Source organism: Actinomadura oligospora ATCC 43269, assembly GCF_000518265.1.
GTDB lineage: Bacteria > Actinomycetota > Actinomycetes > Streptosporangiales > Streptosporangiaceae > Spirillospora > Spirillospora oligospora.
Genome location: NZ_JADG01000008.1, coordinates 267942 through 290200, shown reverse-complemented (window position 1 = coordinate 290200; position 22259 = coordinate 267942). Strand labels below are relative to the sequence as shown.

Genomic DNA, 22259 nt, shown 5'->3' with positions numbered 1-22259 from the left:
ACCTGCGCAAAGTCCACGATCCCGAAGGGGTGAACTCATCATGGCATGGGAGTTCCGCAAGCTCGGTCCGGGCGAAAATGTCGCCGTCGAAGCCTCGACTGACCCGTTCGCGGGTCCGAAGTGGGCGCCGCCGGTCTGGCACATGCCTGAGGGCCTGGTGCTGCTCGTCAATCTGGTCCGGTTCCTCGTCCGTCTGACGGTCTTCGCCGTTCGCAACGCCGTCCCGCTCTCGGTCCTGGCCGGGCTCGGATGGCTCGGGTACCGGGTCGGCTGGGTCCTGCCCGTCGTCCTGGTGCTGCTCGCCGGTGCCGGTCTCGGGGCATGGGCTGTGGTCGATCGGCCGGGGTTCCTGCGGTGGGTCGGGTACCCCGCTCGCGCCAAGTGGCGGCACTTCCGGGTCTACCGGCGGGACTGGCAACCGGTGATCGTCATGGCTGGGCTGTCCCGGACCCACAAGGGGCGGGAGTACCTCCCGTCGATCAAGCGGGTCCGGTGCGGTCCGGCGTCGGACCGGGTGCTCGTCCAGATGCTCAAAGGACAGGCCCCGGACGTTTGGGAGCGGGCCACGCCGAATCTCGCGCACGGGTTCGGGGCGTCGCTGGCTCGGGTTCGCCATGGTGGGCGTCCGGGGCGGGTGTGGTTGGAGTTCGTCCGCAAAGACGTGCTCGCCACCCCCATCTCTGCCCTCCCGGTCCCCGCCGCGGCGGACGTCGACCTGTCGGCGCTGGTGATCGGGCGGTGTGAGGACGGTTCCCCGTGGCGGCTGCGTGTCCAGGGGACTCACGTCCTGGTCGCCGGGGCAACTGGGTCCGGCAAGGGCTCGATCATCTGGAGCACGGTGCGGGCCTTGCTCCCGCTCATGGTCGCCGGGCTGGTGGAGATCTGGGCGATCGATCCCAAGCGCATGGAGCTGTCGTTTGGGCGGGGGTTGTTCGAGCGGCACGGCCGGTACTCCGACGACCCGAAGGGCGGCATGGTCGAGCTGCTGGAGGCTGCGGCTGAGGACATGAACCGGCGGGCCGAGGAGTTCGGTGGTGTCACGCGGTCGTTCACTCCGAGCGGCCGGCACCCGTTCCGGCTGATCATCGTGGATGAGTTGGCGTTCCTCACGGCCTACTGCCCGGACCGGGACCTGCGTAAGCGCGCCGAAGCCGCCTTGGCCGTCCTGACTTCTCAGGGCCGGTCGGTCGGGTACTGCGTCCTCGGCGCGCAGCAGGACGCGCGCAAGGAGGTCAACAACCTCCGCAACCTGTTCCCCGACCGCATCGCGCTCCGCCTGGACGAATCGGACCAGGTCGACATGATCCTTGGCGACGGTGCCCGTGACCGCGGAGCCTACGCCGACCAGATCTCACCCATTCCGCAGATCGGCGCAGGGGTCGGGTTCGTCCGCCTGGAGACCGTCCCCGACCCGGTTCGGGTTCGCGCCGCCTACGTCTCCGATGACGACATCAGCGCGATGGTCGCCTACACCGACCACGGCGCGAACGACACCGATGACGACACGTTCGGGCCCACGCTGGGGGCGGCGTGAACGCCCCGTGCCACTGGCTGGACCCGGTGCGCTGCCCGACCTGCCGCCACCTGAACGCCTCCTGGCTGGCCTACCGGCCCGACCGAGACGGCGACCGGATCACCTGCGAGCACTGCGGCGGCCTGGTCCTGGTGCTCCTCGCCAACGGCCGCCTTCGCGAACTGCGGCCCCTCTCCATCACCGACACGACGGGAGGTGATCCCCGGTGACGTTCACTCAACCCACCCTCGACGCTCCTGATGCTCCGGCCGCTGAGTCGACCACGCAGGCCCGGCAGGTGAAGGTGCTGCCGCCGCTCGCGCGGGACCTCGTCAAAGCCGTCGCCCTGGACCACGGCGTGTGCGTCCGCCCGGTCCCGATGCGGCGGGTCGATCTCCACACCGGAACCTCACAGGTCGTGTACGTGCCGTGCGGGCACACGCTCGCCTCGGTCTGTCCGTCGTGTGCCGAGCGCAAACGCAAGCTCCGGACCGTCCAGTGCTCCCAGGGCTGGCACATGGACATCGAACCCGAGATCCGTCGTGGGAACCCCGCCGAGCATCAGCGGACTCTGATGGAGCTGCGGGCCCAAGCACAGGCCGAACGGGACTTGGCCGAAGCCGAGGGAACCGCACGCGGAGAACCGGTCGGGTTCTGGGATGGGCTGCTCTCGGAACTCGATGTCGAGATCGAGCGCGCCGGAGTCCGAGGCACCCTCAAGACCGGCGACCAGCCCGCCCGGCGCACCCGGTCCACGAGGCGGCGTCAGGGCGCCCCGGACCTTCCCCGCCGTCCCGTGGAGGCTCGGACGGTCGGCAGGACGTTCACCGCGCCGGGTGGGAAGACGTTCCGGCCCTCGATCTTCCTCACCCTCACCCTCGACTCCTACGGGCGCGTGCACTCCGACGGGACACCGGTCGACTCGGACGGCTACGACTACCGGCGGGCCGCACGCGACGCGATCCACTTCGGCAAGCTGGTCGATCGGTTCGTACAGAACCTGCGCCGGTTCGTCGGCTACGACGTCCAATACTTCGCCGCCGTCGAACCCCAACGCCGACTCGCCCCACACCTCCACATGGCCATCCGCGGCACCATCTCCCGCCGTGAACTGCGTCAGGTCGTCGCGGCCACCTACCACCAGGTGTGGTGGCCCTCCACCGACCACGTCATCTACCCCGATGACCGGCTCCCGGTCTGGGATGAGGCGGCCGGAGACGACGGGCAGGGCGGCTACCTCGCCCCGGACACGGGTGCGGCCCTGCCGACCTGGGATGAGGCTCTGGACCGGGTCGGTCTGGACGACGACGCCGAGCCCTTGCACGTGGTCCGGTTCGGACGCCAGGTCGACGCACAGGGCGTCCTGGCCGACACCCCGGACGCGCGGCGGTGCATCGGCTACCTCACCAAGTACCTCGTCAAGAGCGTCGCCGACTGCCACGAACCCGAAACCACCCGGCAGAAACAGCACGTCGAACGCCTCGCCGAGGCACTCCGGTACGAGCCGTGCTCGCCCACCTGCGCCAACTGGCTCCGATACGGCATCCAGCCCAAGAACCCGCGAAGCGGCATGGTCCCGGGGTTCTGCAAGGGCAAAGCCCACAAGCGCGAACACCTCGGCTACGGCGGACGCCGCGTCCTGGTCTCCCGCAAATGGTCCGGCAAAACCCTCGCCGACCACAAGAACGACCGCAAAACCTGGGTCCTCGCCCGCCTCGCCGAGGCCGGAATCACCGCGACCACCACCGACACCGGACCCGGCTACGCCTGGGAACGCGCCGGACCCGCAGACCCCGACGTCCGATCACTCGAACACCGACTCCTGCTGCTGATCAACGAACGCGTCAAGCGACGCGAACAGCTCGCACAGGCCACCACAGAACTTCCGGCAACGAGGGAGGCAGCATGACCACCAAGCGCACACTCACCCCGCCGCCGACGCTCCCCACCGGGGAACGGCTCCTCACCATCGCCGAAGCCGCCGAGGTCTTCAACACCTCCGAACGCTTCCCCCGCCGCCTCGTCGCCGAACGCCGCATCCGCTTCGTCAAGCTCGGACGCTTCGTCCGCATCCCCGAATCCGCGGCCCGCGAGTTCATCGCGAACGGCCTGGTCGAGCCTCTCACCGCCTCGGACGTCTGGAGGGCCGCGTAATGGCCAAGGGCAACAAGCCGGGTCATCGCCGTTTCGGCAACGTCCGCAAGCTGCCGTCCGGGCGCTACCAAGCGAGTTACATAGGGCCCGATGGACAACGCCACAACGCACCGGAGACCTTCGCGCGAAAGAGCGACGCCGAGCGCTGGTTGTCTCTGACCGAAGCGCAGATCTTCAACGGCGACTGGACCGACCCGGAGCGCGGCAAGATCCGGCTCAACGCCTACGCCGAACTGTGGATCGACCAGCGTCCGGGCCTGCGTCCTCGCACGAAAGAGCTGTACGCGTGGCTCTTGAACAAGTACATCGCGCCGCATCTCGGGTCCGTCCAGCTCGGCAAGCTCAGCACGTCGATGATTCGGGAGTGGCGTTCCAAGCTCCTGAACGCCGGGGTTTCGGCAACCATGGCCGCCAAGGCGTATCGGCTCCTCCGAGCAGTTCTCACGACGGCGGTGGAAGAGGACAAGATCCTCACCCGGAACCCCTGCAAGGTCCGGGGAGCGGGCACGGAGAACTCCGCCGAACGTCCGGTGCTATCCGTGGCACAGGTCTTCGAGCTGGCCGATCGGGTGTGCGTCCGGCCGGTCGGCAACTTCCGCAAGCTGGACACCGGCGAGTACCGGCTTCGGTATCGGGTCAAGGGCGGGAACATGCGGCGCTTCCCGCAGACCTTCCCCACCCGCGCCAAGGCCGAGCGGATGCTCTGGGAGCTGGCAGAGGGCGGGCACGCCGACACGGTTCGGGATGATCGGCTCCGCGCGTTCATCCTCCTCGCCGCGTTCGCGAGCCTGCGTTGGGGCGAGATCACCGCACTCCGACGGTGCGACCTGGACCTTGAGAGCCGGACGGTCAGGGTGCGCGCGGCCTATGTCGAGCAGGCCAACGGGAAGATGCTGCTCGGTCCGCCCAAGTCCCGTGCTGGCGTGCGGACGGTCACGATCCCCGACGCGATCATCCCCGACCTGACCAAGCACCTGGAGAAGTTCACCAAGGAACCCGCCGACGCTCTGATCTTCACCGGGGTCAAGGGCGGGCCGATGCGGCGTAGCGGCTTCAACAAGGTCACCCGCTGGCGTCATGTCGTCGAAGCGATGGGCGTCCCGGCCCTGCACTTCCACGACCTTCGCCACACCGGCAACACACTCGCCGCCGACCTCGGCGTATCCACCAAGACCCTGATGGCACGCATGGGGCACGACAACGAGCGCGCCGCCCTGCGCTACCAGCACACCAGCGCCAAGGCGGACCGGATCATCGCCGAGGGACTGGACGCGCTCCTCAAGGCCAGGCAGGCCGAGGACGACGACGATGACGACGGGGCGGCCGGGGTGCTCGTCCCTGTGGCCTAATTGCACGCTAATTGCACGCGGGCCGCTCGGGGCCCGGAACGACGAAGGCCCAGGTTCGGGATCATGTCCCTGACCTGGGCCTTTGGTGTGGAGCGGGTGACGGGAATCGAACCCGCGCTGTCAGCTTGGGAAGCTGAAGTTCTACCATTGAACTACACCCGCGTGGTTCGCCTTGTGGTGCGGGCGAACGGGGACATGCTACCGGACGGGTGGGGGTGCGTGCATGTCGGTCGTGCGCGCGGCGGGGTGGGGCGGGGAGAGGGTACCTTTCTGACGTGCTGCTTTCCGATGGCGATATCAGGTCAGAGATCGAGTCCGGGCGGGTGCGGATCGAGCCGTTCCAGGCGGAGATGGTCCAGCCGTCCAGTGTGGACGTCCGGCTGGACCGGTACTTCCGGGTGTTCGAGAACCACAGGTACCCGCACATCGACCCGGCGGAGGAGCAGCCGGACCTGACCCGGCTCGTCGAGGTGGAGCCGGACGAGGCGTTCGTGCTGCACCCCGGGGAGTTCGTGCTGGCCTCGACGTACGAGGTGTTCGGGCTGCCGGACGATCTGGCCGCGCGGCTGGAGGGGAAGTCGTCGCTGGGACGGCTCGGGCTGCTGACGCACTCGACGGCGGGGTGGATCGACCCCGGGTTCAGCGGGCACGTGACGCTGGAGCTGTCGAACGTGGCGACGCTGCCGATCAAGTTGTGGCCCGGGATGAAGATCGGGCAGATGTGCCTGTTCCGGACGAACTCGCCCGTCGAGCACCCGTACGGGTCGGAGCGGTACGGGTCGCGGTACCAGGACCAGCGGGGGCCGACGCCGTCGCGGTCCTATGTGAACTTCCACATCACGAAGGTCTGACCGAAGCACTCCGAAAAGCCGTCTACGCGCGCACGTAGGCGGCTTTTTTGCGTTCTAAACATCGAGAATGAATATGTGACCGAGGTCACTTGAAGATGAAACTTTCTCGATATGCCGGTAAATTCGCTCGACGCACAGCATCGCCGATTGGTTGACAGCCGGATCGCGTGACACCGATCGCACATCCCGATTGGCGGCGCCGTGCAGGGAGAGCCCCGCAAAAGCGCAAAGCACGGACAAGCGCAACTCGAGACGAGTTCCCCTGCCCGCGCTCAGGGTTCCGCACCGGGTATGTACCCAGCGCGGTGCCCTGAACGCGGGCCTCGGCATCCGGCCCCAACCGGCGCCCGTGGGAACGAGAGAGGAGAACGTGTCCACACTCCGCGCGGAAAGCGTCTACAAAGTGTTCGGCCGCAAGGCCGGGGAGGCCACGCGCCGGCTGAAGGCCGGCGCGACGGTGGAAGAGGTACGCGAGCTGGGGGTCACGCCCGCGGTCGTCGAGAACACCTTCGACGTCCGGGAGGGTGAGATCTTCGTGGTGATGGGCCTGTCCGGTTCGGGCAAGTCCACGCTGATCAGAATGCTGAACGGGCTACTGGTGCCCACGTCGGGGCAGGTGCTGATCGACGGCACCGACCTCACGCAGCTCTCCGCCAAGGAGCTGCGCGAGGTGCGCCAGCGCAAGGTCAGCATGGTGTTCCAGCACTTCGCCCTCTTCCCCCACCGCACCGTTCTGGAGAACGCTGCGTACGCCCTGGAAGTTCAGGGCGTCTCGAAGGAGGAACGGCACAAGAAGGCTGAGAAGTTCCTGGAGACCGTCGGGCTCGGCGGGTGGGAGGACAAGTTCCCGCACGAGTTGTCCGGCGGTATGCAGCAGCGTGTCGGTATCGCGCGGGCGCTCACGTCCGGGACCGACATCCTGCTGATGGACGAGGCGTTCAGCGCCCTCGACCCGCTCATTCGGCGGGAGATGCAGGAACTGCTGCTGGAGCTTCAGAACGAGCTCGGCAAGACCATTGTGTTCATCACCCACGACCTCAACGAGGCCATGCGCCTCGGCGATCGCATCGCGATGATGCGGGGCGGCCGGATCATGCAGATCGGCACCGCCGAGGAGATTCTGATGGACCCGGCGAACGACTATGTCGCGCAGTTCGTCGCCGATGTGGACCGTTCCCGGGTGCTGACGGCGAGCTCGGTCATGGAGAAGCCGGTCGCCGTGGTGAACCCGGCCGCGGGGCCGCGCGCGGCCGTCCGGGCGATGCGCGAGGCCCAGGTGGCCGGCGCGTTCGTCGTGGGCCGCGACCGCAAGCTCATGGGCGCGGTGACCGCCGAGCGGACGGCCCAGGCCGTCCGGGACGGCGCGACCACGCTGGACGAGCTGATCGAGGGCGGCCTGGAGCCGGTCACGCCGGACACCCCGGTCGCCGAGCTGTTCAGCGCGTCCGCCGAGAACGCCCTGCCGCTGCCCGTCTGCGACGGCGCGGGGCGCCTGCTGGGCGTGATCCCGCGCGTGACGCTGCTCGCGGCGCTGGGCCAGGCGAGCGGCACCGGCGAGCACCGCGTCGTCGAGGACGAGGCGGAGGCGATGGCCCGTGCGTGAGATTCCCGTCGGCGACTGGGCCGACGACGCCGTCACCTGGCTGACCAAGCACGGTGAGCCGGTCTTCCACGCGATCAACGTGGTGATCGGCGGGTTCGTCAGCCATCTGGAAGCCGCCCTGCAGGCCCCGCCCGCGGTCGCGTTCGCGCTGGTCGTGGCGATGATCGGGCTCTGGTTGCGCGGTCCGCTGGCCGCCGTCCTGGCGTTCGTCGGGATGATGCTGATCGACAACCTGGGCGAGTGGGACGCGGCGATGTCCACGCTCGCGCAGGTGCTGGTGGCGTCGCTCGCGGCGCTGGTCATCGGCATCCCGGTCGGCATCCTGGCCGCCCGCAGCCCGCGGTTCGCCGCGTTCGTCCGGCCGGTGCTGGACTTCATGCAGACGATGCCCGCGTTCGTGTACCTGCTGCCCGCGGTGTTCTTCTTCGGGATCGGGCAGGTGCCGGGCATCATCGCGACGATGATCTTCTCGCTGCCGCCCGGCGTCCGGCTGACCCAGCTGGGCATCAGCCAGGTGGACAAGGAGATGGTCGAGGCCGCCGACGCGTTCGGCACCTCGCCCGCGCGGACGCTGCTGCGCGTGCAGCTTCCGCTCGCGCTCGGCACGATCATGGCCGGCGTGAACCAGGTGATCATGCTGTCGCTGTCCATGGTGGTCATCTCCGGCATGGTCGGCGCGCAGGGCCTCGGCACCGAGGTGTTCGGCGCGATCACGCAGCTGGACATCGCGGGCGGCGTGAACGCCGGTCTCGCGGTCGTCGTCCTGGCGATCACCCTGGACCGGCTGACCGGCGCGCTCGGCGAGCGGCTGAACCCCGTGACCCGGCGCAGGACGGCCGGGATCCACACGCGCGGCTGGGACATGGTCCTGCACTACCGGCCGCGTCCGGTGTTCGCGCTGTCCGGCCTGCTGGTGGTCGTCCTGCTCGCGACCGGCCTCGGCATCGCCGGGACGGACGGCGGCGGTGGCGGCGGCAAGGGCAAGACGATCACGATCGGCTACATCCCGTGGGACGAGGATGTGGCGATCAGCCACCTGTGGAAGAGGACGCTCGAGGACAAGGGCTACAAGGTCAGGCTGGAGCAGGTGGACGCCGGTCCGCTGTACGCCGGCATGGCCAACGGCAACGTGGACCTGTTCCTCGACTCGTGGCTGCCCGCCACGCACGCCGACTACTACAACAAGTACAAGGACAAGCTCGAGAACCTCGGGCCCTGGTACGACAACGCGTCGATGCAGCTGGCCGTCCTGAAGGACGACCCGGCGAACTCGGTCGCGGACCTGGCGAACGACCCGGCCCGGTACAAGAACCGGATCGTCGGCATCGAGCCCAGCGCGGGCGAGATGAGGATCGCCAAGAGCAAGGTGATGCCGCAATACGGGCTGGACGGCAAGTTCACGCTCGTGCAGAGCAGCACCCCGGCGATGCTGGCCGAGCTGACGCGCGCGTCGAACTCCAAGACGCCGATCGTGGTCACGCTGTGGAAGCCGCACTGGGCCTACAGCAAGTTCCCGATCAAGCCGCTGGCCGACCCGAAGGGCGCCTTCGGCACCGCCGAGAAGTCGTACATGCTGGCCCGCAAGGGCTTCAGCACCGACTTCCCGGAGGTCGCCGGCTGGCTGAAGAAGTTCAAGATGGCCGACCAGCAGCTGTTCCCGCTGGAGGACAACGTCATGAACAAGTACAAGGGCCGTGAGCAGCAGGGCGTCGAGGAGTGGCTGAAGTCCAACCCGGACTTCATGTCCAAGTTCACCTCCTGACCTGCGCGGATCCAGGCCGGTGCGGGGCCGTTCCTTCGGGGACGGCCCCGCTTGGCGTCCAGGGGCGGTCACTCGCCGAGGGTCATGATCCCCATGACGGCGAGCAGGCCCGCGCCCGTCGCGCACAGGGTGAGGACGCGCGGGTGGCGGCTGTGCGCCTCGGGCAGGATCTCCCCCGCCGCCAGGTACAGCAGGATCCCGGCGAAGAACCCCAGGTAGATGCCGAGGACCGACTTCGGGACGGTCACCAGCAGCGTCAGCGCCGCGCCCACGACCGGCGCGATCGCGTCCAGGGCGAGCAGGACGACCGCGGGACGCCGGTCGGCGCGGTTCAGGGACGCGGCGGTGAAGGTGTTGAAGCCGTCGGCGAAGTCGTGGGCGATGACGGCGAGGGCCACGAACAGGCCGACTTCGCCGCCCGACTGGTAGCCGAGGCCGATGCTCAGGCCGTCCACCATGCTGTGGCCGACCAGGGCGCACGCGGCGAGGATCCCGATGTGGCCGCCCCGTCCCGGGTGCCCGTGGCCGTGGGGGTGCCGGTGCGGCGCGTACTCGCCCTCGTGCGCCTGGTGGATCGCGGAGAGCTGCTCGACCACGTGCAGGACGAGGAACCCGGCGGCGAAGCCGACCATCGGCGCGTCCACCCGCAGGACGCGCAGGTGCGTGAGCCGGAGCGACTCGGGGACGAGGTCGAACGCGGCGACGCCGAGGATCAGGCCGCCCGCGAGGCCCAGGACGAGATGGCGGCGGTCGCGGACGCGCATCGCGACGACCCCGCCGAGCAGGGTCATCAGCAGGGAGACCAGCGCCATCACGATCGCCATGCGTCCGGTCCTACCAGGGCGGCCGGACGGGGCGGGCGGGAACCGCGTCCCCCGGCCCCCATGATCTCCCAGGGATCTCTTGACCTGCGGGATCAGCGTTCACAGCGCCGTTCCGGCGGTCGTCCCCGTATCGGCCCGAGGCGCGGACGGGCCGATACGGGTGACGTGTCCCACAGTACGACGCGGCCCCGAAACGCGAAGAAGTTTTCACAACGGTCCGGTTACAGGCGTCCGAAACGCGAAGCGGCCCCGACCCGGAATGATCCGGACCGGGGCCGCTCAGGCCGCTCCTACCGCGGGGTCGCGGTCAGGCCGTCACTCGGACGCGGCGGCGACGGGCTCGCCCTTGATGGAGCGGATGAGCAGCTGGGAGACGTCCACGACCTCCAGCGACTCCTTGGCCTCGCCCGAGTTCTTCTTCTCGTTGATGGCGTCGCCGAGCATCACGAGGCAGAACGGGCAGGCGGTGGAGACGGTGTCCGGGTCGGTGGTGAGGGCCTCGTCCACGCGCTCGGTGTTGATGCGCTTGCCGATCCGCTCCTCCATCCACATCCGCGCGCCGCCGGCGCCGCAGCAGAAGCCGCGGTCCTTGTGGCGGTGCATCTCCTGCGTCTGGACGCCGGGGACGGTCGCCATGATGTCGCGCGGCTGCTTGTAGACCTTGTTGTGGCGGCCCAGGAAGCAGGGGTCGTGGTAGGTGATCTTCTCCTCGATCGGGGTGACCGGGGTGAGCCTGCCCTCCTCCACCAGGTGCGCGAGCAGCTGTGTGTGGTGGACGACCTCGTAGTTCCCGCCGATCTGCGGGTACTCGTTGGCCAGGGTGTTGAAGCAGTGCGGGCAGGTCGCGACGATCTTCTTGACGCCCGCCTCGTTCAGCGTCTCGACGTTCTGCTGGCCGAGCATCTGGAAGACGAACTCCATGCCCAGGCGGCGCGCCGGGTCACCGGTGCACGCCTCCGCCGGGCCGAGGACGGCGAACTTGACGCCCGCGATGTGCAGCAGCTCGGCGACGGCCTTGGTGGTCTTCTTGGCCCGGTCCTCCAGGGCGCCGGCGCAGCCGACCCAGAAGAGGTACTCGGTGTCCTCGGGCATCTTGTCCTCGACGACCTGGACCTCGAAGTCCAGCTCCTCGACCCACTCGAGGCGCTTCATCTCGGACATGCCCCACGGGTTGCCCTTGTTCTCGAGGTTCTTGAGCATGACGCCCGCCTCGCTCGGGAACGAGGACTCGATCATGACCTGGAACCGGCGCATGTCCAGGATGTGGTCGATGTGCTCGATGTCCACCGGGCACTGCTCGACGCAGGCGCCGCAGTTGGTGCAGGCCCACAGGACGTCGGGGTGGATGACGCCGTCCTCGGCGACCAGCTCGCGGTCCACCTGCATGGCGAGCTTCTGCTCGTCGGTGAACTTCTCGCGCTCCTCCTCGGAGGCGAGCATGTAGGGGGCCTTGGCGAAGGCGTGGTCGCGCAGCTCGAGGATGACCATCTTCGGCGACAGCGGCTTGCCGGTGTTCCAGGCCGGGCACTGCGACTGGCAGCGACCGCACTCGGTGCAGGTCGCCATGTCGAGGTAGCCCTTCCAGGTGAAGTCCTCGATCTTGCCGCGGCCGAAGGTGTCCTCGTCCGGGTCGGCCTCCTCGAAGTCCAGGGGCTTGCCCTTGCTCATCATCGGCAGGACGGCGCCGAGGCCGTCCGGGCGGCGCTTGAACATGACGTTCAGCGGCGCGATGAAGATGTGCAGGTGCTTGCTGTTCACGACGATGACCAGGAAGACCAGCGCGACGCCGATGTGCAGCAGCAGGCCGACCGACTCCAGGACCTCCAGGGTGTCGTGCGACATGCCCTTGAACAGCTGGCCGACCGCGTAGGAGAAGTAGGCGCCCTTGCCGTAGTCGAGGTTGCCGCTGGCCCACTCGACGCCCCGGAAGAAGAACATCGTCCAGATCACGTTGAAGATCATGATCAGGATCAGCCACGCGCCACCGGTGTGCGAGCCCTTGAACCGGGACCCGCGGTCGAGCTTGGCGGGCGAGTTCCTCATCCGGATGAGCGCGAACACGCCGAGGCCGATGGCGCAGGCCAGGGCGATGGTGTCCTGGACGAAGCCGATCGGCCCCCAGGTCTGCAGGCCCGGGATGTGCTTGTCCAGCCCGAACAGCAGGGCGACGCCCGCCTCCAGGTAGACGGTGATCAGCAGGATGAAGGCCCACATGACGGCCGCGTGCGCGGCGCCGGCGACGGTCCACTTGAGCAGCTTGCGCTGGCCCATGACCTCGACGACCTGGCCCTCGACGTCGCCCTTGCGGTCGCGCTTGACGGTCAGGACGCGGTCGGGGTCGGGCTGGCCGCTCTTGAACCAGTTCCACAGGAACAGCACCCGGCGGCCGGCGAGCGCCAAGGCGACCGCCGTGCCGACGAGGCCGATTATCAACGTCGTGGCGTAGAGCACTTGTTCCGTCCTCCTGGGTACGGGCCGTTGGCTGTCAGCGTAAGGGCTCGCGACATACCGCACTTCATCCGGGTCCCGAATACTACTCGGCAGTAGCTTATGCGGGACAGCCGTCCCGGCCGGACACGGAACGTCACCGTTTCGCTGGAATATATTTTATAAGATCCACTCGCCGATGAGTTCGGGCGACGGGTCCGGTCGGCCTCTCCGGAACATCCCGAGAAGAGGAGCATCAGATGGCCGTCGAGTTCGACTTCGAGGCCGCGGCGCAGCGCCTCAACGGCGTGCTGGCCGCGATCCCCGACGACGCGATGGACGCCCCGACCCCCTGCGAGAACTTCACCGTCGCCACGCTGCTCGACCACGTGGTCGGCTTCACGTCCGCCTTCACCCTGGTCGCGCGGAAGGCCGTCGCGTCCGGGGCGTCCCGTCCGCCCGCGCCGGACGCCGAGCACCTGGCCGCCGACTGGCGCACCCGCGTCCCCGAGCAGCTCAAGGAGCTGGTCGAGGCGTGGCGCGAGCCGTCCGCGTGGGAGGGGATGAGCGAGGCGGGCGGCGTGCCGCTGCCGTCGGCCGTCCTCGCCCGGGTGGCGCTGGACGAGATGATCCTGCACGGCTGGGACCTCGCCCGCGCGACCGGTCAGTCCTACGACGTCCCGGCGGACGAGGCCGAGATCTGCGTCGAGCTGTTCGCCGGACCGCCCACCCCCGACGAGGACGCTCCGGCCCCGCCGGACGGCGCGTTCGGGTCGCCCGTCCCGGTCGCGGACGACGCCCCGGCGCTCGACCGCCTCGTCGCCCGCAGCGGCCGGAACCCCGCCTGGACGCCGTAAGCCGGGACCTGCGGCGGCCGTAGGCCGACGCTACACGCCGCAGGCGGCGCCTGTGGGTCCGTAGGGCCGGGGCCCGCGGGCCGTGGGCGGACACTGGACGCCGTGCGCGGCGCCTGCGGGTCGTGCGCCGGGGCCTGCGGGCGGGTCCGCGTCAGGAGGTGCGTTCGAAGACGGCGGCCAGGCCCTGGCCGCCGCCGATGCACATGGTCTCCAGGGCGTAGCGGGCCTCGCGGCGGTGCATCTCGCGCGCGAGCGTGGCGAGGATGCGGGCGCCGGTCGCGCCGACCGGGTGGCCGAGGGAGATGCCGGAGCCGTTGACGTTGGTGCGCTCCCAGTCGGCGTCCGTGAAGCCCCACTCGCGCGTGACGGCCAGGACCTGGGCCGCGAACGCCTCGTTCAGCTCGATCAGGTCCATGTCGGCGAGGGTGAGGTTCGCGCGTTCCAGGGCCTTGGCGGTCGCCGGGACGGGGCCGATGCCCATCGCCTGGGGCGGGACGCCCGCGCGCGCCCACGAGACGAGCCGGACGAGCGGACGCAGCCCCAGCTCGACGGCGCGCTCCGGGGTGGTGACGACGCACGCGGCGGCGGCGTCGTTCTGGCCGGACGCGTTGCCCGCGGTGACGGTCGCCTCCGGGTCGTTCTTGCCGAGGACGGGACGGAGCCTGGCGAGGCCCTCGACGGTGGTGTCGGGGCGGGGGTGCTCGTCGGTGTCCACGACGGTGTCGCCCTTGCGGGACGGGATGGTCACGGGGACGATCTCGTCCGCGAACCGGCCCTCGCGCTGGGCGGCGACGGCGCGCCGGTGGGAGCGGACGGCCAGCTCGTCCTGCTCCTCGCGGCCGATCTTGTACTCGCGGCGCAGGTTCTCGGCCGTCTCGAGCATCCCGCCGGGGACCGGGTGGTTCGCGCCGCCCGCGGTCGTCCGGCCCCGGGCGAGGGCGTCGTGGAGTTCGAGGGACGGCGTGCGCACGCCCCAGCGCGCGGACGTGGTGTAGAACGGCGCGTTGCTCATCGACTCGGTCCCGCCCGCGATGATCACGTCGGCGACGCCGGTCTGGATCTGCATCGCCGCGTCCAGGACGGCCTGGAGGCCCGAGCCGCAGCGGCGGTCGACCTGGCTGCCGCCGACCGTGACCGGCAGGCCCGCGTCGAGTGCGGCGACGCGTCCGATGGCGGGGGCGTCGGCGTTCGGGTTGCACCAGCCGAGGATCACCTCGTCGACGGCGTCGCCGGGCAGGCCGGTGCGGTCGAGCAGGGCGCGGATGACCGTGGTGGCGAGGTCGACCGGGGCGACCGCCCTGAGGGCGCCGCCGAAGCGGCCGATCGGGGTCCGCAGGGGTTCGCAGATCACGACTTCGCGCATGGACGGCTCCTCGAGAACACGGGGGTTGAGGCGGCGGGGACGAGACGAACACATCGGGCTCTTGGCAGGGTATGCCGCGTACGGGCGGAGCCGCCGGAGGCCGTTCCGCCTGACGGAGTCTAGAATTTCGTTCTAGAAAGAGCCGAGGAGGCCGTGGGTGGAGCACTGGGCGGAGCGGGCGACGACGGTCCGGGTGGTCGGCACCGGGATCATGGGACGCGGGATCGCGCAGGTCGCGGCGGCGGCGGGCTTGACCGTCGAGCTCGCCGACGCGCGTCCGGACGCCGTGGAGGCGGCCGTCGCGCACGTGGGCGGGATGTTCGACAAGCTCGTCGCCAAGGGCCGGATGAGCGCGGACGACGCGGCGGCGGCGAGGGCCCGGCTCGTCCCGCTGGACGATCCGCTCGCACCCGCCGAACGGCTTGATCTCGTCGTCGAGGCCGTCCGGGAGGAGCTGGCGACCAAGCGGCAGCTCTTCCAGGGGCTGGAGAAGGCGTGTCCGGAGACGACCGTCCTCGCGACCAACACCAGTTCGCTGTCGGTGACGGGGATCGGCGCGGGGATGTCCGATCCGTCCCGGCTGGTGGGGTTGCACTTCTTCAATCCCGTGCCGCTGATGAAGCTCGCCGAGGTGATCCCGGGCACGCGGACGGCCGCCTGGATCCCGGACGCGCTGACCGATCTCGTACGACGTTTCGGGCACACGCCCGTCCGGGCGCCCGACACTCCAGGATTCCTGGTCAACCACGCGGGGCGCGGGCTGTCGACGGAGGCGTTGCAGATCGTCGCGGAGGGGACGGCCCGTCCCGTGGACGTGGACCGCATCGCCCGCGACGTCCTCGGCCTCAAGATGGGCCCGTTCGAGCTGATGGACCTGACCGGGCTGGACGTCTCCCATCCCGTCCTGGAGACGATCTGGGAGGGATTCCACTATGACGAGCGGCTGCGGCCGTCCTACCTCACGCGCGCGCGGTACGACGCGGGCCTGTTCGGCCGGAAGGTCGGCGAAGGCTGGTACCGGTACGTGGACGGGGTGAAGGAGGAACCGGCGGAGGCGGCCCCGATGGCCGAGCCCGCCCCCGTCTGGGTGAAGGGGAGCGAGCGGCTGCGCACCATGCTGCGGGACGCCGGGATCGAGCTGAGCCTGTCCGGCGTCCTGCTGGACGTCCCGGGCGACAGCGACCCGGTGAACGCGGGCCGGGACGCGGCCCGGACGCTCCGCGTCGACCCGACCGGCGGGTTCGAGAAGCGGATCGTCCTGGCCGTCCACCCGGGCGCGTCCCGCGACGCCGCCCGCGGCGCGCTGGCGGCTCTGTCGGCGACGGGCCGTCCGGTGACGGTCGTCGCCGACGCCCCTGTGTCCGTCGCGCGTCGCCTGCGGGCCTCGGTCGTCAACGTGTCCTGCGAGATCGCGCAGCGCCGCCTCGCCTCCCCCGGCGACATCGACACCGCCGTCCGGCTCGGCCTCGGGTACCCGCGCGGGCCCCTGGAGTGGGGGGACGAGGCGGGCGCGGCGTCCGTGGCGTCCGACCTGCGGACACTCCACGAACGGACCGGCGACCCGCGCTACCGCGCGAGCCGCTGGCTGACCGACCGCGCCGCGCTCGGCCTGCCCCTGACCGAGCGCGGCACGTCACCTCAGGACGTCATCGGCGCCAGGTAGCCCCGCGCGGGCCGCCTCACCGCCCGTCCGGCGCCGGGGTGGCCCGGCGGGTCGCCTCGCCGCCCGCCCCGGCGCGGGGGTGGCAAGGCGCGGGCCGCCTCAGCGCCCGTTCGGCGCCGGGTAGTCCGGGACCGTGTTCGTCCAGCCGTAGGAGCGGATGGCGTCGTAGTCCACGATGTCGCCGACCTTGTGGCCCGCCGAGCCGGGCCCGCCGGGCCGGACGAGCACGGCCTGCGTGCCGAGCAGCCGCCCGGTGCGGGTGTCGACGACGATCTGCCCCTGGATGTTCCGGTAGGCCGGGTTGCCCGTCCTGTTGCGCAGGGCGAACGCCGTCCCGGTCCGGCCGAGCGCGTCCTTGACCGTGCCGACGACCCGCACGTTCGGGTCCTGGGCCAGCAGCCGGTACGCCGCTCCGCGCGTGCGCGGGCCGACGGGACCGGCGAGGATCAGCGCGGCGTTGGAGAACAGCAGCCCCGTCGCGTTCTCTCCCGTCCATTCCTTCGGCGTCAGCCGGTCGAGGGCGGCCTTCAACGCGCCCGGCTCGGACGGCAGGCTCCGCAGATCGGCCCGGAGCGGGGCGGAGCGCTTGTCCGGGGTGCCGAGGAGGGGGGTCTGGAACAGGGTGCCCGGCGCGAGCATCGCCTTCGACCACTTGAAGGAGTCCCACTCGGAGGAGCGTGCGCCCTGCGCCGTGCTGTTCCTGACGTACCGCTTGGACACCATGCGCTTGGTGATCCAGGCGTCCTTCTTCGGCCCCGCGTCGTAGTCGCCCTCCTGCTGCACGAAGGCGTACTCCTTGCCCGCCTCGACGAGCGTCCCTCCCCTCTGCCGCTGGACCTCCCAGTAGCGGCCGGACGGAAGGCTCGGCTCGCGGTCGGCGCTCTCGGCGGCGGCGAGCATCAGGCGGGAGCCGGACGCCTGGGACGAGTCGGGCGCGCGGGGCGTCGTCCCGGACGACAGCAGCACCGCGCCTGCGACGGCCGCCGCCGCTCCCGCCAGGCCGAACCCGCCGAACAGCGCGAAGCGCGGGCGGATCACCTCACGTCGCCGCCGCCTCGGCGACCCGGTCGCCTCGAAGACCAGCTTCCGGCGGCCGTCCTGCTCGCCGTGCGCGGACGGTTCCTCGTCCAGCAGGGCCACGATCATTCCGAGTTCGTCCATGGTCACTTTCCTTTCGTCGTGGAGATGGCGGCGCGGAGCTTTCCCCGCGCGCGATTGAGGCGGGAGTCGACCGTCCCGATCGGGACGCCGAGCGCGACGGCGATGTCGTCCCTGGTCAGGTCGCCGAAGGCGGCGAGGAGCAGCACGTCCCGCTCCTTCCGCGACAGCGTCCGCAGCGCGGCCGCCAGCCGGGGCTGGGCGAGCTTGGCGTCGACCGCGTCGGAGACCCGCTCCTCCGGACCGTCCTCGGGACGGCCCGGACCGAGCCGCGAGAGGGTCCGGTAGCGGCGCTCCTCGACCCGGCGGTGCTCCCCGACCAGCCGGGTCGCGATGCCGAACAGCCAGGCGCGCACCACGCCGCGCACCGGGTCGTAGTCGGCCCGGCGGCGGAACGCGGTCAGGAACGTCTCGGCCGCGACGTCGTCGGCGGCCTCCGGGCCGAGCCGCGCCGCGACGTACCGGCGGATCGCGGCGTAGTGCCGGTCGTAGACGCCGGTGAACCGCTCCGGGTCGTCACGGGACGCCGCGACGAGCTCCGCGTCGTCCACTATCGGTGGGGCGGACATTGGGGGGTCCCCTTCCGGTCGATGTCACAGGTACTCCGTCCGCCGCGGGGAGCCCTTCGGCGAGATTTCGGGATTTTCTCGTGCGCACGCGAAAACGCCTGCGCCCCCGGAGACAAGGGGCACAGGCGTTGCGCAGGTTCCGGCTTCAGCCGGACGGCGGTCAGAAGGGCAGCTTCACCGGGGGGTGCGGCTTTGTGTTCGTCCAGCCACCCGACCGGACGATCCAGTAGGAGAGCACCGAGCCGGCCTTGCGGGCGACGTAAGGCCCTCCCGGCTCCACCAGGACGTTCTGCTGGGACAGCAGTTCACCGGTCTTCTCGTTGAAGACCAGTTCTTCGCTCTCGCTGTAGGTGCCCTGCTCGTTCTTCGGGGTGCCGTACTCGCCGGTCACCGTCCGCTTCACGGGATCGGCCACCAAGGCGACGCCAGGACGGCCGAGCGGGTCCTGCGTGTTCTTGACGGTGCGGATGCCGGGCTGCGCCGCGAGCGCCCGCATCAGCGCCGCGCGGACCTTCGGCGGCAGCGGCGAGTCCTTGAGCGCGCTGCCCGCCTCGAAGATCTTCTCCCGGGGGGTCATGTCGCGCGGCGGAATGGAGGCGGTGTTCTCCAGGAGCTTCCTGAGCTGCTCCTGCGACATGGTGTCCAGGGCCAGCGGGTCGAGCGCGGCGCGACCGGTGAGCCTCGGGAACATGCGCTTGGCCAGGACGGACGGGTCGGTGGGGAGGGCCGCGAAGTCCGCCACGGTCATGGTCGTCTTCTCGCCGGCGGCCCGCTTCTCCCTGAAGCCGAAGCCGGTGAACTCCCCGCCCGCGCCCTGCCCTGCCTGATCGTTGACCCAGGGCGTGGCCTTGTCCCTGTAGACGTAGTAGTGGTCGTTCGACCAGACCCGGAAGGACGACGGCGAACCGGCGCGCCTCCAGGCCGCCTCGTCCTCGGGGGACGCCGGACGGCTCGGCAGGTCGCGTCCCCAGAAGCCCGAGCCGTCCTTCTTCTGCGCGCCCACGAACCGGTAGGTCTCGCTGTGCGCGCCGAAGATCGCGTACGGGCCGGTCTTCGGCCGCTGCATGTACGACTGGCCCTGGATCTGGTCGGAGTACCAGTAGCGGCCGGACGGCAGCAGGTCCGCCTTGGCCGCGACCTCCATGAACGTGCCGTCGGCGCCACTGGGCGTGCCGGGCGCCCGGGGCGTCGCCGTCCCGGACGCCATCATGACCGCGGCGGCGGCTCCCGCGCCCACGAGGGTCAGCCCGAAGCCGGTGAACAGGGTGAGACGGGGCATGGAGAAGGGCCGCCCCCGGCGGCGCGCGGGACCACGCGTCTCGGCTTCGAGCCGGACGCGTCCGGCGGCGACGCTCTCCTCGGTGGGGTCGGCGGCGAGCATTCTCAGGGCGTCGAGCTCGTCCATGGTCACTGTCCTTCCGTTGCAGTGGAGAGGGCGGCGCGGAGCTTCCCGCGCGCCCGGTTGAGGCGGGATCCGACCGTCCCGTAGGGGATGCCGAGTGCGGTGGCGATCTCCTCGTGGCCGAGGTCGGCGAGGGCGACCAGCAGCACGACGTCGCGTTCCTTGCTGGAGAGGCCCCGCAGCGCCGCGGCGAGCCGGGGCTGGACGGTCCGCGCGTCCACGGCGGCCACGACCCGGTCCTCGTCCCCTCCGTGCGGACGGTCGACGCCGACGCGGGCGAGCGCCCGGTAGTGGCGTTCCTCGGCGCGGTGGTGCTGGGCGACCAGGCGGGTCGCGATGCCGAACAGCCAGGCGCGGACGGCTCCGCGTCCCGGGTCGAAGTCGGCGCGGCGGCGGAACGCGATCAGGAACGTCTCGGCGGCGACGTCGTCGGCGGCCTGCTGACCGAGCCGTCCGGAGACGTATCTGTAGACCGCGGTGTAGTGGCGGTCGTAGACGCCGGTGAAGCGCTCGGGCTCTCCCAGAGAGGCCGCGACGATCCGGGCGTCGTCTTCCACGGCCGGTGGAGCACTCATGACATGGGGGTCCTTCCGGTCGGTGTCACTAGGTATCCGCCGGTGGACCGGGTCACTTTCGGCGCGATCGAGAACTTCTCATGCGCGCGCGAGAAAGAGGCAGGTGAAAGGACGTGCCCCGCGGCATCAGCACGCGGGGCACGGATCGGGGACGGTCGCTAGAAGGGCAGCGGCGTCAGGAGGGCAGCTGGGCCGGGGGCTTCGGCTTGGTGTCCGTCCAGCCGGCCTGGCGCAGGATCCAGTAGTTCAGGACCGCGCCCGGCTTGAGCTGGGCGTACGCGCCGCCGGGTGTCGTGAGGACGGTCTGCTCGGCGAGGAGCTCACCCGTCTTCGGGTCGAAGACGAGCTCGGTCCGCTCGCTGAAGGCGCCCTGCTCGGCCTTCGGCGTGCCGTACTCGGCCGTCCGGGTGATGCGTTCCGGTGCGATCGCGAGGGCGATGCCCTTGCGGCCGGCCGGATCCACGGCGCCCTTCACCGTCTGGATTCCCGGCTGGGCGGCGAGCGCGCGCATGAGCCCGGCGCGCACCTTGGGCGGCAGCGGCATGTTCCTGAGGGCGCGTCCTGTCTCCACCAGCTTCATCCGCGGGGTCATGTTCTTCATCCCCGGCTTCACCTTGAACTTCTCCTTGAGGAAGGGGGCCACCGGGTGCCCACCCCATCCCTCGTAGGAGAAGAACGCCTTCGCGAGGGCGGACGGGTCGGTCGGCAGCGTGGCGAAGTCGTCCTTCGTCAGCAGCGTTCCGCCGGGGCCGTAGAACTTCCCGTCCTTCACGGCGTCGGACTCCCCTTCACCCCAGGAGCCCGCCTTGGTGGTGTAGGTCCAGTAGTGGTCGTTCGACCAGACCTTGAAGGAGGACGGCGAACCCGCGCGCTTCCACGCCGCCGCGTCCTCCGGCGTCGCCGGGCGGGCGGGCAGGTCGCGGGTGTTGTAGGTCGTGCCGCCCTTCTCGCCTGTGGTGGTGGAGGTGTGGAACTCGGACTGCGCGCCGAAGATCGCGTAGGGGCCGCTCTTCGGCCGTATCACGTACAGCGCGCCGCTGATCTCGTCCGAGGCCCAGTACTTGCCGGTCGGCGCCAGTTCCGCCTTCGCGGCGACCTGCGTGAAGTCGCCCTCGCCCATCGCGACGGGCGGGGTGGTCCTGCCGGACGGGCCGTCGTCCTGGCCGGTCACGACGATGACGGCCGCGGCGGCCGTTCCGGCGGCGAGCAGGCCGACGCCGAGCTTGAGCCGCCAGCCGCCGAACAGGCGGCGGCGCGGCGCGGGGGCGGGGGCCGGGGCGGGCGCGGTGTCGGTCCGCTCGGCCGCGATCAGCGCCGCGAGTTGCATCCGGGCCGTGGCCGTCTCGTCCTTCGTCGGCGGACGGGGCGAACCGTAGCCGTCGCGGACCATCCGGATCTCATCCATGGTCTTCCTCCTGAGTGTGCATCGGATTGGTCCCGCCGAGCGCCTCGCGCAGTTTTCTTCGAGCCCGGTTCAGCCGTGAGCCGACGGTTCCGTACGGGATCTCCAGCGCCGCCGCGACCTCCTGGTGGCTGAGGTCGGCGAGCGCGACCAGCAGCAGCACGTCCCGGTCGCCGTCCGACAGGTCGGCGAGCGCCGCGGCCAGCGTGCCGCGCAGCCCGGCGGCGTCCACCGCGAGGTCGACGCGGTCGGCGTGCCCCTCGGCGTCCCGGTCGGGGCCGAGCCTCGCGCGGGCCCGCAGCGCGCGCACCTCGGAGCGGCGCTGCTTGCCCACCAGGTTGGTGGCGATGCCGTAGAGCCAGGTCCGGACGGTCGCCCGGGACGGGTCGTAGCGGTGCCGCACCCGGAACGCCTCCAGGAACGTCTGCGACGCGACGTCCGCGGCGGCGTCCGCGCCGAGGCGGCGGGCCGCGTAGCCGTGGATCTCCGCGTGGTAGGCGTCGAAGATCGCGCCGAAACGTTCCGGATGCGTCCTGGACGACGTCAGCAAGGCCGAGTCGTCGCCCCGGGGAGGGGCGACGAGGGACTCCCTTGTCATGTGGGGCCTTTCCGTGGCGCGGGTGGCGGTCGTCCTGTATCACCCGAAGCCCCGGGAGCCTTTCACGGCCGCTCCACCCCGGCCTTCTCCCCCGGCCCCGTCCTCCCGGGGCAGGGGATCCGCTCCTCCTCGAGGAGGGTTCGTCCCCGGGAAACCCTGAGTCTGGGAACGGGAATAGGGGGCTCAAGC

At 70.6% G+C, this 22259-nt stretch carries 19 protein-coding genes and 1 tRNA gene; 10 read left to right on the top strand and 10 right to left on the bottom strand.

From position 1 onward, the window contains the following. Window positions 1–40 precede the first annotated feature (40 nt). From P696_RS45150 to P696_RS0113155, 5 genes are read left to right on the top strand one after another with little or no spacing between them, the layout of a single operon-like run. Window positions 41–1534: an FtsK/SpoIIIE domain-containing protein gene (locus P696_RS45150; RefSeq protein WP_245627641.1), complete on the top strand. Its 1494-nt coding sequence runs from the start codon at window positions 41–43 to the stop codon at window positions 1532–1534. Next, window positions 1531–1743 carry a hypothetical protein gene (locus tag P696_RS0113170; protein WP_026412715.1) on the top strand — a complete coding sequence of 71 codons (213 nt, stop codon included), beginning with the start codon at window positions 1531–1533 and terminating at the stop codon, window positions 1741–1743. Before P696_RS45150 ends, P696_RS0113170 begins: the two co-directional genes overlap by 4 nt. Then, the gene (locus P696_RS0113165) at window positions 1740–3422 is read left to right on the top strand and encodes a replication initiator (RefSeq protein ID WP_342669012.1); all 1683 of its coding nucleotides are present in this window, start codon (window positions 1740–1742) and stop codon (window positions 3420–3422) included. The genes P696_RS0113170 and P696_RS0113165 overlap by 4 nt, the downstream gene beginning before the upstream one ends. Then, window positions 3419–3667, top strand: a complete 249-nt coding sequence (locus tag P696_RS0113160) for an excisionase family DNA-binding protein (RefSeq protein ID WP_026412713.1) — start codon at window positions 3419–3421, stop codon at window positions 3665–3667. Before P696_RS0113165 ends, P696_RS0113160 begins: the two co-directional genes overlap by 4 nt. After that, on the top strand, window positions 3667–5016 hold the full coding sequence (locus P696_RS0113155) for a tyrosine-type recombinase/integrase (RefSeq protein ID WP_026412712.1): 1350 nt from the start codon (window positions 3667–3669) through the stop codon (window positions 5014–5016). The genes P696_RS0113160 and P696_RS0113155 overlap by 1 nt, the downstream gene beginning before the upstream one ends. Window positions 5017–5104: 88 nt before the next feature. Here P696_RS0113155 and P696_RS0113150 read toward each other — a convergent pair. Beyond that, a tRNA-Gly gene (locus P696_RS0113150) sits at window positions 5105–5178 on the bottom strand. Window positions 5179–5291: 113 nt separating this feature from the next. On the opposite strand from P696_RS0113150, the gene dcd reads away from it, so the two are divergent. From dcd to P696_RS58055, 3 genes are all read left to right on the top strand, one after another. Next, window positions 5292–5867 (top strand): dCTP deaminase, encoded by a 576-nt coding sequence (gene dcd, locus P696_RS0113145; RefSeq protein WP_026412711.1) that lies wholly within the window; start codon window positions 5292–5294, stop codon window positions 5865–5867. Between the two features lie 370 nt (window positions 5868–6237). After that, entirely contained in the window at window positions 6238–7470 is a 1233-nt protein-coding gene (locus P696_RS0113140; RefSeq protein WP_034484574.1) for a quaternary amine ABC transporter ATP-binding protein, read from the top strand. Continuing rightward, window positions 7463–9232, top strand: coding sequence for an ABC transporter permease/substrate binding protein (locus tag P696_RS58055; RefSeq protein WP_026412709.1), 1770 nt, complete (start codon window positions 7463–7465; stop codon window positions 9230–9232). The genes P696_RS0113140 and P696_RS58055 overlap by 8 nt, the downstream gene beginning before the upstream one ends. Before the next feature lie 68 nt (window positions 9233–9300). Here P696_RS58055 and P696_RS0113130 read toward each other — a convergent pair whose 3' ends face one another. Together P696_RS0113130 and P696_RS0113125 are read right to left on the bottom strand one after the other, a co-directional pair. Next, window positions 9301–10056, bottom strand: a complete 756-nt coding sequence (locus tag P696_RS0113130; protein WP_026412708.1) for a ZIP family metal transporter — start codon at window positions 10054–10056, stop codon at window positions 9301–9303. A gap of 315 nt (window positions 10057–10371) precedes the next feature. Further along, window positions 10372–12507 (bottom strand): (Fe-S)-binding protein, encoded by a 2136-nt coding sequence (locus P696_RS0113125; RefSeq protein ID WP_245627640.1) that lies wholly within the window; start codon window positions 12505–12507, stop codon window positions 10372–10374. Between the two features lie 236 nt (window positions 12508–12743). On the opposite strand from P696_RS0113125, the gene P696_RS0113120 reads away from it, so the two are divergent. Further along, the gene (locus P696_RS0113120) at window positions 12744–13340 is read left to right on the top strand and encodes a TIGR03086 family metal-binding protein (protein ID WP_026412706.1); all 597 of its coding nucleotides are present in this window, start codon (window positions 12744–12746) and stop codon (window positions 13338–13340) included. Window positions 13341–13491: 151 nt separating this feature from the next. Here the strand turns inward: P696_RS0113120 and P696_RS0113115 are convergent, their stop codons facing one another. After that, on the bottom strand, window positions 13492–14703 hold the full coding sequence (locus tag P696_RS0113115; RefSeq protein ID WP_026412705.1) for an acetyl-CoA C-acetyltransferase: 1212 nt from the start codon (window positions 14701–14703) through the stop codon (window positions 13492–13494). Between the two features lie 157 nt (window positions 14704–14860). Between P696_RS0113115 and P696_RS0113110 the strand changes: the two genes are divergently transcribed. Beyond that, window positions 14861–16366, top strand: coding sequence for a 3-hydroxyacyl-CoA dehydrogenase (locus P696_RS0113110; RefSeq protein WP_026412704.1), 1506 nt, complete (start codon window positions 14861–14863; stop codon window positions 16364–16366). A gap of 99 nt (window positions 16367–16465) precedes the next feature. Here P696_RS0113110 and P696_RS0113105 read toward each other — a convergent pair whose 3' ends face one another. The 6 genes from P696_RS0113105 to P696_RS0113080 form a co-directional block, all read right to left on the bottom strand. Continuing rightward, entirely contained in the window at window positions 16466–17527 is a 1062-nt protein-coding gene (locus P696_RS0113105; protein ID WP_034484572.1) for a CU044_5270 family protein, read from the bottom strand. A gap of 2 nt (window positions 17528–17529) precedes the next feature. Then, window positions 17530–18093 carry an RNA polymerase sigma factor gene (locus P696_RS0113100; protein ID WP_026412702.1) on the bottom strand — a complete coding sequence of 188 codons (564 nt, stop codon included), beginning with the start codon at window positions 18091–18093 and terminating at the stop codon, window positions 17530–17532. A 160-nt stretch (window positions 18094–18253) separates the two neighbouring features. Next, entirely contained in the window at window positions 18254–19498 is a 1245-nt protein-coding gene (locus tag P696_RS0113095) for a hypothetical protein (protein WP_034484569.1), read from the bottom strand. A 2-nt stretch (window positions 19499–19500) separates the two neighbouring features. Next, window positions 19501–20070, bottom strand: a complete 570-nt coding sequence (locus P696_RS0113090; RefSeq protein ID WP_026412700.1) for an RNA polymerase sigma factor — start codon at window positions 20068–20070, stop codon at window positions 19501–19503. Window positions 20071–20245: 175 nt separating this feature from the next. Further along, window positions 20246–21475: a hypothetical protein gene (locus P696_RS0113085; RefSeq protein ID WP_026412699.1), complete on the bottom strand. Its 1230-nt coding sequence runs from the start codon at window positions 21473–21475 to the stop codon at window positions 20246–20248. Continuing rightward, the gene (locus P696_RS0113080) at window positions 21468–22070 is read right to left on the bottom strand and encodes an RNA polymerase sigma factor (protein WP_026412698.1); all 603 of its coding nucleotides are present in this window, start codon (window positions 22068–22070) and stop codon (window positions 21468–21470) included. Before P696_RS0113080 ends, P696_RS0113085 begins: the two co-directional genes overlap by 8 nt. Window positions 22071–22259: the final 189 nt, after the last annotated feature.